This is a genomic window from Salinirubellus litoreus (genome assembly GCF_037335815.1).
GTDB lineage: Archaea > Halobacteriota > Halobacteria > Halobacteriales > Haloarculaceae > Salinirubellus > Salinirubellus litoreus.
In genome coordinates, this window is the sequence record NZ_CP147841.1 from 3975913 (window position 1) to 3989638 (window position 13726).

The following is a 13726-nucleotide window of genomic DNA, read 5'->3' on the forward strand; positions in this document are numbered from 1 at the left end:
ACGGGTCCAGGGCTACACGTTCACCGGGAGAACGCTTTTCTCTCGTCTCGGCCAACCGCGAGTATGGGCGTCCTCCGAAACCTCCGGACGGATCTGACCGGCGTCCTCGCCGTCCTCATCCTCGGACTGGGGCTCGCGGATCTCTTCCTGAATCTCGTCCCCGGGGTCGACTTCTGGGTGATATTCGTCGTCGGCTACGCCGTCGTCCTCCCGCTGGTCGCCATCGCGCTCGGGGAGGACGAGGACGACTACGGGACCGACCGGGAGGAGGGGGACGGCCGCAAACGAGTCGAGGAGGAAGAGGGGGAATCGCCGCTCGAACGACTGAAGCGCCGGTACGCGGCGGGTGAACTCTCCGACGAGGAGTTCGAACACCGGCTCGAACGGCTCCTCGAGACCGAGGACGAGGCGAGCGCCGCCGAGTACCTCCGGCGCGAACGCCGGGGACGCGAGCCCGAGGAGACGTAGTCGCTCGGCCCGCACTCCCCGTCTGCGAGCCCGTCCGCCGCCCGTCAGACACGGACGACAGGTCTTTTTGTGGACGCTCCCCACACCGAAACATGAACGAGGAGTCGCCCGGGGAGGCGGACAGGGAGGACGGGGACGGGGACCCCACGCCGGCGGTCCGGCGGGTCGACGACGCGGACGACCGAAACGGGCCGACGCAAGCCATCAGACGGGTGGACGATCCGGAAACCGCGGACGGACAGGGAGGAACCCAGAACACCGGGAGCGAGGGGAACGAAGCGCCCGAAATCCCGGCCGACGTCAGGGAGTACGCCCGGTTCTCGAAGATCGACGGCGCGACCTACGACCGGGCCAACGAGTTCCTCCGCGATCGGACGTACATCACGGCCCGCGAGTGGGCCATCGCGCGGCTCTGTGCGGACTTCCGCACCGAGACTGGCGTCGAGATGACGAAGATCGGCGAGAACCTCCCGCATCTCGTTCCGTTCATGACCGACACGTACACCCCGCAGGCCGTGAACCAGGCCCGGTCGTCGTTCAAGGGAAAAGTGAGAAAGGCCGGCGCGACCTTCCTCTACGGCGCGATGTGTGACTTCTTCACCGCCGAGGAGCTCGACGACCTGATGTACGAGGTGACGGAGGTGGCGAAGTTCCTCCTCGAAGTCGAGGGCGTCGAACTCACCGTCGACGAGGAGCTCGAAGCGGAGGATCGGATCTCCAGCGTCATGCGCGAGGTCAGAGAGTCCTCCGCCGCCCTGCGACACGACAACGTCACCTGCCCGGAGTGCGGCCACGAACTCTCACCCGACGGCGAACACGTCGAGACGGAACCCGCATCCGCTGACGACTAGACCACCACTTTTTCCTCCTCGGGTTCCCTCGCTCGCTTCGCTCGCTCGGGAACCTCTCGTCGCAAAAACTTGGGGAAAAAGTGCGCCCCTCGCTCGCGTTGCTCGCTCGGGGCGGGTGAACCGCGACCTCGCTTCTGCTGGACTCGCTTCGCTCGTCCAGCAACGTCCTCGTTCGCTCCCTTCGGTCGCTCACGTAGGACTTCGCTCGGTCGCGGATGCTTGTACCCCGGTCGGAATCACCGTTCGGAGTCCTCCACCGGGACGTGGCCCTGGTGAGCTCGACGGGGCGCGGTGCGGTGTCGTTCCGTCTGCACCCGCGAGTGAGCGCCTCCGGCGCTCACGAGCGGCCTTTTTCACCCATGTTTTTGGACCGGGGGTGCCGAAGCGCGCCGCAGGCGCGCGATGACACCCCCGGCTCTAAAAAGATGGTGGCTGGAGGGGAGTAAGCCCCCTTCTGTTCGGCCCGGCATTCGGCTGAGCACCCGCCACGTGTCCGGGCTACCTTGGTTGCGGCGGGCTTGCACCGGCGAGGTTGCGCCGTTCCATCCGTTCTCCACGATCACTCCTCTGGCGGGTCAACTCGCTTCCCTTTCGGGTCGCTTCGCGCGCCTCATCGGTCGCGTGGAGTGGTCTCGTTGCTGTTCCAGAGCCAGCGGTCTCCCGCTCCGGACTTGCGTCCGGTCGCCCGCCCGGACGGTGGGGGGACTTTCCTCACTTCCGGGTCGCCCCGGTAGCGGAGGCCGGGCTCCCTCTGCCACCGTGAAGTAGCCGACTGGACGGATTAAGCCCTCCGGTGGCGCGAGAGGTGGCGAGCGAGCGCGGCGCTGGAAACCATCTCGACGAGGCCGAACGCTACGGCGGGGAGGGCGGCCGGCGGCGGGAACCCCGCCGCGACGACCACCCCCGCGGCGACGGCGAAGTCACGCATCCCGACGGAGAACAGCGCCGTCACCCGCTCGTCGGGGGTCAGCGGGCGACCGAGAAGCCATCCGAGCGCGTAGCCGACGCCGTTCAACACGGCCGCACCGACGAGGACGACCAGGAGCGTCCCGCGGGAGCCACCGCGGACGAGTCCCGCGTTCGCCGCGGTGACGATACCGATGACGAAGACGACCATCAGCGCCGACACCGAGGGGTAGTAGCGGTCGTACCGACCGACTCGATCGGGGAACCGTGCGCGGAGGCCGACCGCGACCGCCATCGGGAGGATGACCGCGAGCAGGAGCGTCCGGACGACTCCGACGGGGTCGAACGGGACCGTCGCGCCGAGCAGTACTGTAACCGCCAGGGGAACCAGGCTGATGCTCCCGAGTCCCACGAGCACGAGAACGACGGTCGAGAGGGCGGTGTTCCCGCCGGCGAGTTCGGTCATCACGGGCGAGACGAGCTCGGGTGTGACCGCGCCGAGGACGACGAAGCCGACGGTCACGGCGGGCGGGAGCGAGAGCGCTCGTGCGACGGCGAACGCCGCGACCGGCATCCCGATCTGTCCGAGGAGAAGGAGACCGACCGCCCGGGGGCGGACCCGCCGGAAGGCCGTCGGTGAGAGCGTCAGCGAGACGCTGCCGACCATCACCGCGAGGATGGGCGTCGTGAGCGGGGAGAGTCGACCGAACGACGGGAACGCCAGGCCGATGCCGACCGCAACCACTATCCAGAGGACCAGATAGTCCTCGAGGATCGTGGCCGCCCGGTCGAAGCGGGACACGCGACCGTGTGGGGAGCCGGGTAGTATAAGTGAACGGTAGGCACGATCGGACCGAGCAGGTCAGTCCCCGCCGACCCGCGCGGCGTCTTCGCGACAGCGTTCGGCCGCGGCGTCGATGTCGAACTCGCGAACGATCTCGCCGTCCTCGATCAGGGGTTCGAGGAGGGGTTCGCCCTCGGCCTCGCCCCCTTCGAGCGCGACGTGGTGGCCGCCGTCGGGGGTCCGGTAGACCTGCTTCGTGCCCGAGAGCTTCCCACGCTTGGCCGCGAGTTCGCCGTCGACCTCGACGATGTCGAGCGCGAAGTCGACCGGATCGGCGTTCGAGACGTGCGAGCCGACGCCGAACCCGTCGACGACGTCGTAGAGGTGTTCGATCGTCTCGGGGGTGAGCCCGCCGGAGGCGAAGATGCCGACGTCCTCGTGGCCGTTGGCGTCGAGTTCCCAGCGGACCTCCCGGGCGATGGCCCGGAAGTCCCCCCGCCGCGAGGAGGTGGTGTCGAGCCGCACGCTCTCGAGGTCCGGGATGGTCTCGGCGGCCCGGAGCGCCTCGTCGACCTCGTCGGAGTAGGTGTCGACGAGCGCGACCCGCGGCACGTCGGGGCCGACCCCCTCGTCGAACGCCCGCCAGGCCTCCTCCTGGTGGCCCTTGCCGAAGCAGATGACCAGCGCGTGGGGCATGGTCCCGCCGGCCTCGCGGCCGAGGGTCTCGCCGGCGGCGACGTGCGAGAACCCGTCGACGCCGCCGATCAGCGCCGACCGTTCGAGGGCCGCCGTCGAGGCGGGGTGGATGTGTCTCGCGCCGAAGCTCAGGATCGGCTTGTCGGGGCTCGCGGCCTTGGTCTCGCGGGCGGCCGTCGCGACCGCCGAGGCGTAGGAGAGAAAGCCCAGTATGGACGTCTCGTAGCGGGCGAACGGGCGGTACGGTCCCTCGATCCGCATTACCGGCCCGCCGTCGAAGTGCGTCCCCTCGCGGAGCGCGTGGACGTCGACGGGGAGCCCCGAGAGGAGGTGTGCGGCGTCCTTCAGCCCCGCGAGCACCTCGAACTCGCCCGTCGGGAACTGGTCGGCCGTCACCTCGGTGACGACGTGGGGGTTCCGATCCGCGTGGTCCAGGGCCTCCTCGGTCCGGAGGAAGTACGCGTCGGTGGCCCGCCCCTCCCGGATGGCGGTCTCGGAGACGATGTCGAACATACCGGCCGCACGGAGTGACGGTCGAAAAAGGGCCCGGTCGGACGCGGCCCGGAGCGCCCGCGATACGCGATACGGGCATCGGCCCGGGAGCGAGGATGAAACGAGGTCGATCCGCCCAGGTTCAGGCGTCGAACTCGGTCCGCTCCGGTCTCAGCGTGGAGCCGTCGACCTCGTCGGCGTGCGCCTCGTGGTAGGCCGCCCGGTAGCGCTTGAGCTTCCGGTAGAGGAAGTACCCGAGGATACCGTCGTAGACGATGACGAACGCGAGGAACGCCAATATCGCGGGAACCCCGAGGAAGTACACCGCCAGCCCCGGGACGATGCCGACGAGGGTGTTGTAGGTCGCGTGGATGAACGCGGCGATGAGCAGCCCCTTGACGATGATTGGTCCCGCACGGTCGGGGTTGAACTTCGCCAGACCGAGGTAGTAGCCGGCGAACGCCGAGTAGATGACGTGACCGGGGCCGGCGAGCGCGCGGAAGGCGGTGATCTGCCCCCCCGAGCCGATGATGTTCCCCAGGACCTCCAGGCCGCCGAGCTGTGCGACGGCGACCGCGCCGAGGCCCGCCGCACCAAGCATTGCGGTGCTCTCCGTCCCCGTCGGGCTCGCACCCAGCTCCCGGGTGATGTAGAGGGCGTTCTCGATGGTCGCGAACCCGAGGCCGGCGGCCGCACCGTACACCGCGCCGTCGACGACGGCGTTGAAGCTGTCGTAGCGGTAGGGGAGGAGCCTGATCGCGAGCCACTTCACCGTCTCCTCGACCGGGCCGACCACGAGGTAGAAGAACAGGACCATCCCGATGACGGGAACGATCTGTAGCGCCGGCTGGAGGAGACTGTTGATGATGGCGGCGAACCCGGCGAACAGCACCCCGAGGACGAACGTCCCGACGAGGAGGCCGAGCGGTTCTCGATCGGTCACGTCCGCCCGGTAGACGTACCAGACCAGCGCGAGCGCCGGGACCACCGAGAGCGCGACCAGCCAGACGGCGACCGGCTGGTCGACCACCGTCGCGCCGATGCCGCCGAGGAGCACCTGCGCAGCGATGATGAGCAGCGCGACCAGGATGAAGATGAACCGTGCGACCGTGACGCCGGCGTTGTAGAGCCACGCCGAGAGCCTGTCGACCCGGGACCGGGGCTCCCAGGTCGAGATGTCGTAGAGGTCGACGTCCCCGTCCGAGCGGGCGTCGACCGGATCGCGTTTCGTCATACCGGGCGTACCGTATGGCTAACGGTAATGTCTTGCCTCTGCGCACGCAGGGGGTCCGCAGGTCGAGTGCCGACTCCGAAACCCATCCCGGTGACGATCCGGGCTCGAATCGATCTATCGTCCGGGTTCGGGCTCGACCCGCCGCCCGGAACGCTACGCTACACGTACCCCTCGACCAGCGACTCGACGTACTTCGCCACCACGTCGACCTCGAGGTGGACCGGGTCGCCGACCGACTTCGACGCCAGGTTCGTCAGCCGGTAGGTCTCCGGGATGATCGCCACGTCGAACTCGCCGTCACCCTCCCCAGTGCGGAGATCGGCCACCGTCAGCGAGATGCCGTCCACGCAGACCGAGCCCTTCGCCACGACGTAGCGTCCCATCGACGCCGGGAGCGAGAACGAGAAGACCCAGTCGTCCCCGACCTGCTCGATCCCGACCACCTCGGCGGTGCCGTCGACGTGGCCCTGGACGAAGTGACCGTCGAACCGGCCGTCGGCCGGGAGCGCCCGTTCGAGGTTCACCGGGTCGCCCACCGCGACGTCGCCGAGATAGGTCTTCTCGACGGTCTCCGCGGAGAGGAACAGCTCGAAGGCGTTCTCGTCGGCTCCGGCGGTTCCACCGCCTTCGCGTGGTTCCGCTGGAACCACTCCCTCGACCGTGAGACAGGCCCCCGAGACGGCGATGGACTGCCCGACGGAGAGCTCGTCGCAGAACGATGCCGACACCCGCAGGCGGAGCCCTCCCTCGGTCCGCTCGCGGCCGACCACCTCGCCCGTCTCCTCGACGATACCCGTGAACATACCCGTGGTACGGGCCAGGCCGGTCAAAGGCGTTCCTCTCCGGGACGGGGTGTCACCGTTTGCGAGGTCGCCGGCGTGCCGAGCCGTTCGCTCCTCGTCCTCGTTCCGTTCGCCCCGTTCCCGTTCGGGGGAGCCCCTTCGTCCCGACCGGAGTCGTTCGACGGTGCCGGATCGCGTCGGCTACAGTCCGGTCTATTTTATACCGTCCGTGGCGGAGAGACGGTATGGGAAGGGGCATCATCGGACTCGTGGGGCTCGCGGTCACGCTGGCGTTCGCCATCCCCGTCGGCCTCCTCGGTCTGGACATGCTGACGAAGGGAGACACGCTCGGCGGCGGCGGGTTCCTCGCCTTCGCGGTCCTGATGGTGCTCCTCCAGGAGTACCTGACGACGCCGAGCGACGTCCCGGGGCGGGTGGCCGGCCGACTCGTCGGGACCGTCGCGAAGGATCCGAGCGAGTCCGAGGGGGAGCGCGAGGACCCCGAGTGATACAGTAGCGTTTGGACGTCTGTACTCACGGACGGGGGGGACCGTCCCCGTCCGGCGTGTGCCATCGGTTCCAAACGCTACTATAGCGACCGCGGGGCTCAGGCGCCGGGTTCGGGTGCGTCCGCGTCGGCCGCCTCGGTCGGCTCCTGTGCCGCCTCGATTAGTTCCCCGAGCGACTGGTTCGTCGGCTCGTTGTGCAACAGCACGTCGATGGGGAGCGTCGGAGCGCCGTCGACGAGGTTCTCGAGGAGCACCAGGCGCTCGCGGGCCCGGGACATCCCGACGTAGAACACGCGGCGCTCGTTGTCGGTGAGCGTCGGCACCGGGTCGGCGTTCTTCGTGAACTCGTTCGTCCCCGAGACGTCGCTCGGGTCCGAGACGGACGCGGCCATCTGCTCGACCACCTTCTCGGTGAGGTCGGTTGCCACGAACACGTGGTCGGCCTCGCGGCCCTTCGCCGAGTGGATGGTCCCCACGCGGACGCGGTTCGGGTCCATCCCCTGGTGCCGGCCCGAGAAGTACGCCTTCACCGATCGCTCCTGGAAGTTGGACACCCGCGAGAGCATGTCGGCGGCAGAAGCGGGGCCGGGGGCGAAGGGGGCGTACTCCTTGACGAACTCGGCGGGGACCTCCATGTCGGTGAGGTCGTCGACCCCCTCCTCGTCCTGGAGCTCGTCGATGGCGTCGAAGAGGTCGTCGCGCTCGTTCGTTCCGAACGCCGAGTCGACGAGCATCTCCGCGAGCCGCCGTGCCTCGAGTCCGTCGACGGGTTCGCCGGCGTCGACCCGCTCGACGGCGTCGACGTAGTTCTGGAGGCGGTCGGTCCAGAGCCGCGTGTCCGTCAGCGAGACGAACGGGATCCCCTCGCCGACGAACTCGTCGACGAACTGGAACATCTGGTAGCGCGCCCGGAACAGCACCATCACCGAGCAGTCCTCGTCCTCCTCGACGGTGGCCTTGACGTTCCTGACGAGTTCGAGCATCGAGGGACTTCTGACCGCTTCGACGCGACCTCCCTCCTTTCGGGGTTTGAGGTCCTTCTCCTGGCGCTTCTCGATGTGTCGTATCTCCCGGTTGACGACGTGGAGGATGCGCGAGGGGAGCCGGTAGGAGTTCGGGAGGACGACGTCGTTGTCGACCCGCTCGTCGAGCAGGAGGTTCGGGTCGGCCCCCTGCCAGGCGTAGACGACCTGGTCGTCGTCGCCGGCGATGATGACCGACTCCATGTGCGGTCGCCACTCCTCGTACACCTCGTACTGGAGCGTGGTGATGTCCTGGAACTCGTCGATGACGAGGTGGTCGACGCTCGGGACGAGCGAGCGCTGTTTCACCCGTTCGAGCATGTCCGCGAAGCCGACGACGCCCTCCTGGCCCTTGTAGGCGCGCCAGGCGCGGACCGCCTCGGGGACGTCGATGCGGTCGTCGTCGCTCGGCCAGGTAGGGGTGTACTTGTTGCCCGTCTGGGCGTTCGGGTCGACGTCCGGGGGCAGGCGGACCTCCTCCTCGTCCCACTTGAACGGGACGTCGTACCAGTCGGCGACGTCGCGGTGGGTCCGCTGGAGCCACTGGCTCGTGGCGATGATCTTGTTCCCGATGGTGGTCGACCGGGCCGAGCGCCGCCGGGAGCCCTCGTACTCGTCCTCGAACTCGAGGCCGTACTCCTCACAGAACTCCTCCTTGTGCTTCTCGCCGACGACGTCGCCACGCGAGAGGTTCAGCAGTTCGTACGCCTTCGCGTGCATCGTGCTGACGTTGCCCTTCAGCGACCGGGGAGACCGATCGAGGCGCTCCGCGAGCCGCTCACGGACCTCGGAGGCCGCCGCCCGGGTGTAGGAGACGACGAGGATGTCCCTCACTTCGACGCCCTCGTCGAGCATCTCGTCCACCCTGTCGAGCAGGGCGGTCGTCTTCCCGCTCCCCGGACCGCCGAACAGACGAGTGACCTGCGGGTCGCTCATTGGACGTCACTGGGGACGCGGCCCCATAACGCTGTATGATGTGTCCGGAGGAGGGGCGACCGGCTACGGTTCCCAGCCACAGACCCGACAGGCTGTCGCGTCGAGGTCGTGGAGGCCCTCACAGTCGGGACACCGCTTCTTGTTGTAGTCCCGTTCCCAGGAGGGTTCCTCGACATCGTGGCCACGGTCCGTGAGAAACTCGTCGAAGACGTCGTCGTTCGCGGTCGCCATACGAACGGTGGTAGACGGGCGGTCGACATAAATCTGTGGTACGAAGTGTCACGGCCCGTTGACACACGGCAGGGTGTGTCGCCCGGCCGGCCGACGGGACGGGCGACACCGACCGGAGGCGGACCCTACCGAACGAGCACCACGAGGGTGTGAGGCCCGACTTCAGAGGTCGTAGAGGTCGCCGAACTTCGTGGTCGCGTAGTCGAGGAACGCGTCGGCGGTGAACTCCGATCCCGTGGCGCGCTCGACGAGTTCGTTCGTCTCGTAGCGCTGGCCGTGCCGGTGGACGTTCCCGGTGAGCCAGTCGTGGAGCGCGTCGAACTCCCCCTCGCGGATCCCCTCGTAGAGGTCCTCGACGTCCTCCTGTGCCGCCTCGAAGAACTGTGCGGCCATGACGCTCCCGAGCGAGTAGGTCGGGAAGTAGCCGAAGCTCCCGTGGGACCAGTGGATGTCCTGGAGCGCCCCCTCGCTGTCGGTCCCGGGACGGACGCCCAGGTACTCCTCCATCTTCTCGTTCCACACCGCGGGGACCTCCGAGACGTCGAGATCCCCGCTAATGAGGTCGCGCTCGATCTCGAACCGGAGGATGATGTGCATGTGGTAGGTCAGCTCGTCGGCCTCGACGCGGATGAGGTTACTGGGGTTCACCCGGTTGAGGTGGCCGTGCAGTCCCGCCGCGTCGAGGTCGAGGCCGGGGAACTGCTCCTCGATCCGGGGGAGGAAGCCCTCGACGAACGCCCGCGAACGCCCCACGTGGTTCTCCCAGAGCCGCGACTGGGACTCGTGGACCGAGAGCCCACGGTTCTTCCCCAGCGGCGTGCCGTACTCCTCCTCGGGTAACCCGAGCGTGTAGGTGGCGTGGCCGAACTCGTGGATGGTCGAGCCGAGCGCCGAGACGGGCGAGGACTCGTCGAACCGGGTCGTGACGCGGGCGTCGAACTGCGTCCCCGTCGAGAACGGGTGCGAGGCCGTGTCGACGCGGCCGTGCTCCCAGGGGTAGCCCAGCGTGTCGAGCGCGTCGCGGGTGAGTTCCATCTGGTCGTCCTCGTCGTAGGTGCCGTCGAAGTCGAGCGCGAGGTCGACGTCGCTCTCGCGTATCGCGTCGATCAGCGGGACGAGTTCGTCCCGGAGCCGCTCGAGGATACGCTCGGCGTGATCGAGCGACAGGTACGGCTCGTAGTCGGCGAACAGCACCTCGTAGGGGTCACTGTCGGGATCGATGTGCTCGGCGTACTCCCGCTTGAGTTCGACGAACGTCTCGAGGACCGGCTCGAACGACGCCCAGTCGTCCTCGGCTCTGGCCTCCTCCCAGACTGGCAGGGCGTTCGAGGCCTCCTCGGAAATGCGCTCGACGAGATCGCGGGGGACGCGCGCCGAGCGCTCGTGCTCGCGGCGGACCTCCCGGACGACCGCGGCCCCCGGCTGGGGGAGGTCCCCCTCGTCGAGTTCGTCGAGGGGTTCGGCGATGCCGTCGCCGGTGAGGACGTCGTGCTGGACGGCGGAGAGCGCGGCGCTCTGCTTCGAGCGGGCGGGCGTCCCGCCCTCGGGCATCGTCACCTGCTGGTCCCATCCGAGGACCTGCCCGGCGTCGCTCAGGTAGGTGGCGCGGCGGTACTCCTCGAGGAGGTCGTCGTAGGCGTCGGGGACCTGCTCGCGTTCGGTTGCCATACCCACCGCAGGGACGGCGGGGAATCAAAGGTGTCGCTCCGGTGGCCCGACTCCCGCAGTACCCCTGCCGGCTCGTCGTCTATTCGCCGTAGGACTCGGCGACCCCGCGGTAGATGCGGTAGCACCGCTCCAGAACCTCGATGGAGACGGATTCGTCCTTCGTGTGGGCTTCGCCCGGTTCCGAGGGGCCACAGATCACGCAGATCGTCCCGGCCTCGGCGAGTCGGCCGGCGTCGGTCGCGTGGGGTTTCGTCACCTGTTCCGGTACCGCCTCCTGAGCCTCGCGGGCCGCGTCGAGGACCGCGTCGGCGAACGCGGGGTCGTCACAGGCCATCGGCGGGACGTCCCGGTCGACCCGCCACTCGATCCCCTCGACCTCGTGTTCGACTCGTGAGAGGTCCGCCCGCTCGCCGGGGACGGTCCGTTCGTCGATGGTCACCTCGCATCTCGCGGGCACGACGTTCCCCGCCGACCCACCCTCGATTTCGGTGACGACGAGGCTCCCCCCGATCTCGTGACCGAGCACCGTCGTCCGGGGCGTCTCCAGTTCGCGCACGACGTCGACGGCGTCACACGCCCGGTAGACGGCGTTCACGCCGGCCTCGGGCTCGCTCGCGTGTGAGGCCGTCCCGCTGGCGAGGAGCGTCGAGCCTCGCCGGCCGCGGTGGGCGACAGCCACGTCGGTCACGTCCGGCCCGGAGTAGTTCGTCGAGCCCTCCCCGACGACGGCGCAGTCGGGCGTGAACCCCTCCTCGATGGCGTGGCGGGCCCCCGTCCCCCCGACCTCCTCGCCGACGAACGAGGCGAAGACGAGTTCAATAGTGGGTTCGGCGTCGCGGAAGGCCACCATCGCGGCCGCGACCGCACCCTTCATGTCCGCGGCCCCGCGGCCGTAGAGCCGGCCGTCCTCCGTCCGGACGACGTAGCCGTCGCCGTCGACCTGGCCCTCGTCCGGCGGGACGACGTCGTGGTGGCCGACGAGCGCGAGGCTCGTCTCGCCCACCCCCTTCCGGGCGATGACGTTCCCGACGTCGTCGCGCTCGACGGCGGCGTCGGTCTCGGCACGGAGCCAGGACTCGATGGCGTCACCGGCGGCGGTCTCGTCCTCGTGGCTCGGCACCGAGACGAGGTCCGCGGTGAGGTCTGTCAGCTCGTCCATACGCCCCCGGTGGGGAGGGGCCCTCTTTACTGTCGTCATGCTCGCCCGTTCGCCGGGGCGTACCCCTTTCAAGGGTCTTAAACGGGGGGCCGTCCAACCGGGAGTATGGATATCGTCCCGGACACGAGCGCGGTCATCGACGGCCGCGTGTCCGAGCAGGTCGCGCGGGACGGCGACGTCGGGACCGTCCTCGTCCCGGAGGCGGTCGTCGGCGAGCTCGAATCCCAGGCGAACGAGGGCCGCGAGACGGGGTGGGACGGGCTCGCCGAACTCCAGGAACTCGCCGACCTCGCCGACGAGGGCGAGATCACGGTCGAGTACGTCGGTCGTCGCCCCACCGCCGCGGAGATGAGCGGTGCCGGCGAGGGCGACATCGACGCGGTCATCCGCGACATCGCCGCCAAGCACGGCGCGACGCTGCTCACCAGCGACGCGGTCCAGGCGGAGGTGGCCCGCGCGAAGGGCCTCGACGTCGAGTACATCGAACCCCAGACGACCGACGTCGGCTCGCTCGCCATCGAGCAGTTCTTCGACGACTCGACGATGAGCCTCCACCTGAAGGTCGGCGTGAAACCGATGGCCAAACGCGGCGACATCGGCGACATGCACTACGAGACCATCCGCGAGGAGATCTCGACGGAGAAGCAGCTGAAGGAGTGGGCCCACGACATCGAGGAGTCCGCGCGACGCTCGCCGGACGGGTTCGTCGAACTCGACCAGCCGGGGATGCGCATCATCCAGTTCCGCGATTACAGGATCGCCGTCGCCCGGCCGCCGTTCGCGGACGGCCTCGAGATAACCGCAGTGAGGCCGATCGTCAAGACCGAACTCGACGACTACGCGCTGGCCGACGAGCTCCGGGACCGCCTCGCGGAGCGCCAGCGCGGCGTGCTGATCTCGGGTGCGCCCGGCGCGGGCAAGTCCACGTTCGCCCAGGCCGTCGCCGAGTTCCTCGCGGACTCGGACTACGCGGTCAAGACGATGGAGAAGCCCCGCGACCTCCAGGTCGGCCCGAACATCACCCAGTACACCGAACTCGGCGGGTCGATGGAGAACACCGCCGACTCGCTGCTGATGGTCCGGCCCGACTACACCATCTACGACGAGGTCCGCAAGACCTCGGACTTCCGCGTGTTCGCGGACATGCGGATGGCCGGCGTCGGGATGATCGGCGTCGTCCACGCCACGCGGGCCATCGACGCCCTCCAGCGACTCGTCGGCCGGGTCGAACTCGGGATGATCCCCCAGGTCGTCGACACGGTCGTTTACATCGAGGCCGGGCAGGTCCACACCGTCTACGACGTCACGACGGAGGTGAAGGTCCCCCACGGGCTGATGCAGGAGGACCTCGCCCGCCCGGTCGTCGTTATCAGCGACTTCGAGACGGGCGAGCCCGCCTACGAGATCTACACGTTCAACCGTCAGGTCGTCACGGTCCCGCTAGGTGAGGACGGCGAGGGCGGCCGGGACACGGGTGTCGACCGCATCGCGAAACAGGAGATCGAGCGGGAGATCAAGTCGGTCGCCCGCGGGCGGGTCCAGGTCGAACTCCAGGGCCAGAACCTCGCGGTCGTCTACGTCGAGGAGGGCGACATCTCCTACGTCATCGGGAAGGGCGGCGGCCGGATCAACGAGATCGAGGACCGGCTCGGGATCGACATCGACGTCCGGACGTTCTCGGAGAAACCGGGCGGCCCCGGCGGTGACGGTGGCGGCGGTCGCGACGGCGGGGGCGGTCAGGACGCCGGCCGGATCGTCACCCCCGAGGTCACCTCGCGGCACGTCATCGTCCCGCTGGAGGGCCACGAGGGCGAGACCGTCGAGGTCCGTGCGGGCGGGGACTACCTGTTCACGGCCACCGTCTCGCGCGGCGGCGAGGTGCAGGTCTCGCGTGGCTCGGCCATCGCCGAGGAACTCGAGGAGGCCATCGACCGCGGCCAGCAGATCACGGTCGCACCACAGTAGGGACGCTCCCCGCCCTCGCCAGA

At 68.9% G+C, this 13726-nt stretch carries 12 protein-coding genes and 1 other RNA gene; 4 read left to right on the forward strand and 9 right to left on the reverse strand.

Translation table 11 applies throughout. The annotated features are described in order from the left end of the window. Positions 1–63 precede the first annotated feature (63 nt). The gene (locus WDJ58_RS19880; RefSeq protein WP_338915049.1) at positions 64–468 is read left to right on the forward strand and encodes an SHOCT domain-containing protein; all 405 of its coding nucleotides are present in this window, start codon (positions 64–66) and stop codon (positions 466–468) included. A 92-nt stretch (positions 469–560) separates the two neighbouring features. Then, positions 561–1319 carry a DUF5806 family protein gene (locus WDJ58_RS19885; RefSeq protein ID WP_338915050.1) on the forward strand — a complete coding sequence of 253 codons (759 nt, stop codon included), beginning with the start codon at positions 561–563 and terminating at the stop codon, positions 1317–1319. 430 nt (positions 1320–1749) lie between these two features. On the opposite strand, the gene rnpB is transcribed toward WDJ58_RS19885, so the two are convergent. The 5 genes from rnpB to WDJ58_RS19910 all read right to left on the reverse strand — a co-directional run bounded on the left by rnpB (position 1750) and on the right by WDJ58_RS19910 (position 6234). Continuing rightward, an RNA gene (rnpB, locus tag WDJ58_RS19890) (RNase P RNA component) lies at positions 1750–2075 on the reverse strand. 25 nt (positions 2076–2100) lie between these two features. Then, the gene (locus WDJ58_RS19895) at positions 2101–3027 is read right to left on the reverse strand and encodes a bile acid:sodium symporter family protein (protein ID WP_338915051.1); all 927 of its coding nucleotides are present in this window, start codon (positions 3025–3027) and stop codon (positions 2101–2103) included. A 60-nt stretch (positions 3028–3087) separates the two neighbouring features. Next, complete coding sequence (locus WDJ58_RS19900; protein ID WP_338915052.1) at positions 3088–4218, reverse strand: nicotinate phosphoribosyltransferase; 1131 nt, start codon at positions 4216–4218, stop codon at positions 3088–3090. A 121-nt stretch (positions 4219–4339) separates the two neighbouring features. Next, complete coding sequence (locus WDJ58_RS19905; RefSeq protein WP_338915053.1) at positions 4340–5431, reverse strand: PrsW family intramembrane metalloprotease; 1092 nt, start codon at positions 5429–5431, stop codon at positions 4340–4342. Between the two features lie 158 nt (positions 5432–5589). Next, on the reverse strand, positions 5590–6234 hold the full coding sequence (locus tag WDJ58_RS19910; protein WP_338915054.1) for a riboflavin synthase: 645 nt from the start codon (positions 6232–6234) through the stop codon (positions 5590–5592). Positions 6235–6458: 224 nt separating this feature from the next. On the opposite strand from WDJ58_RS19910, the gene WDJ58_RS19915 reads away from it, so the two are divergent. After that, the gene (locus WDJ58_RS19915) at positions 6459–6722 is read left to right on the forward strand and encodes a DUF7533 family protein (RefSeq protein WP_338915055.1); all 264 of its coding nucleotides are present in this window, start codon (positions 6459–6461) and stop codon (positions 6720–6722) included. Positions 6723–6820: 98 nt separating this feature from the next. Here the strand turns inward: WDJ58_RS19915 and WDJ58_RS19920 are convergent, their stop codons facing one another. From WDJ58_RS19920 to WDJ58_RS19935, 4 genes are all read right to left on the reverse strand, one after another. Next, positions 6821–8680: an ATP-dependent helicase gene (locus WDJ58_RS19920; RefSeq protein ID WP_338915056.1), complete on the reverse strand. Its 1860-nt coding sequence runs from the start codon at positions 8678–8680 to the stop codon at positions 6821–6823. Between the two features lie 63 nt (positions 8681–8743). After that, a complete protein-coding gene (locus WDJ58_RS19925) occupies positions 8744–8911 on the reverse strand; it encodes an HVO_0416 family zinc finger protein (RefSeq protein WP_338915057.1) in 168 nt (55 codons plus the stop codon). A gap of 162 nt (positions 8912–9073) precedes the next feature. Further along, a complete protein-coding gene (locus tag WDJ58_RS19930) occupies positions 9074–10579 on the reverse strand; it encodes a carboxypeptidase M32 (protein WP_338915058.1) in 1506 nt (501 codons plus the stop codon). Positions 10580–10658: 79 nt separating this feature from the next. Next, on the reverse strand, positions 10659–11738 hold the full coding sequence (locus WDJ58_RS19935) for a M20 family metallopeptidase (protein ID WP_338915059.1): 1080 nt from the start codon (positions 11736–11738) through the stop codon (positions 10659–10661). Between the two features lie 105 nt (positions 11739–11843). Here WDJ58_RS19935 and WDJ58_RS19940 point away from each other — a divergent pair, with 105 nt between their 5' ends. Next, a complete protein-coding gene (locus WDJ58_RS19940) occupies positions 11844–13703 on the forward strand; it encodes a PINc/VapC family ATPase (protein WP_338915060.1) in 1860 nt (619 codons plus the stop codon). Positions 13704–13726: the final 23 nt, after the last annotated feature.

Excerpts from the sequence above, each read along its gene's own strand:
- WDJ58_RS19940 (WP_338915060.1), top strand. The coding sequence starts at position 11,844 with ATGGATATCGTCCCGGACACGAGCGCGGTCATCGACGGCCGCGTGTCC.
- WDJ58_RS19885 (WP_338915050.1), top strand. The coding sequence starts at position 561 with ATGAACGAGGAGTCGCCCGGGGAGGCGGACAGGGAGGACGGGGACGGG.
- WDJ58_RS19925 (WP_338915057.1), bottom strand. The coding sequence starts at position 8,911 with ATGGCGACCGCGAACGACGACGTCTTCGACGAGTTTCTCACGGACCGT.
- WDJ58_RS19880 (WP_338915049.1), top strand. The coding sequence starts at position 64 with ATGGGCGTCCTCCGAAACCTCCGGACGGATCTGACCGGCGTCCTCGCC.
- WDJ58_RS19920 (WP_338915056.1), bottom strand. The coding sequence starts at position 8,680 with ATGAGCGACCCGCAGGTCACTCGTCTGTTCGGCGGTCCGGGGAGCGGG.
- WDJ58_RS19935 (WP_338915059.1), bottom strand. The coding sequence starts at position 11,738 with ATGGACGAGCTGACAGACCTCACCGCGGACCTCGTCTCGGTGCCGAGC.
- WDJ58_RS19915 (WP_338915055.1), top strand. The coding sequence starts at position 6,459 with ATGGGAAGGGGCATCATCGGACTCGTGGGGCTCGCGGTCACGCTGGCG.
- WDJ58_RS19905 (WP_338915053.1), bottom strand. The coding sequence starts at position 5,431 with ATGACGAAACGCGATCCGGTCGACGCCCGCTCGGACGGGGACGTCGAC.
- WDJ58_RS19930 (WP_338915058.1), bottom strand. The coding sequence starts at position 10,579 with ATGGCAACCGAACGCGAGCAGGTCCCCGACGCCTACGACGACCTCCTC.
- WDJ58_RS19910 (WP_338915054.1), bottom strand. The coding sequence starts at position 6,234 with ATGTTCACGGGTATCGTCGAGGAGACGGGCGAGGTGGTCGGCCGCGAG.
- WDJ58_RS19900 (WP_338915052.1), bottom strand. The coding sequence starts at position 4,218 with ATGTTCGACATCGTCTCCGAGACCGCCATCCGGGAGGGGCGGGCCACC.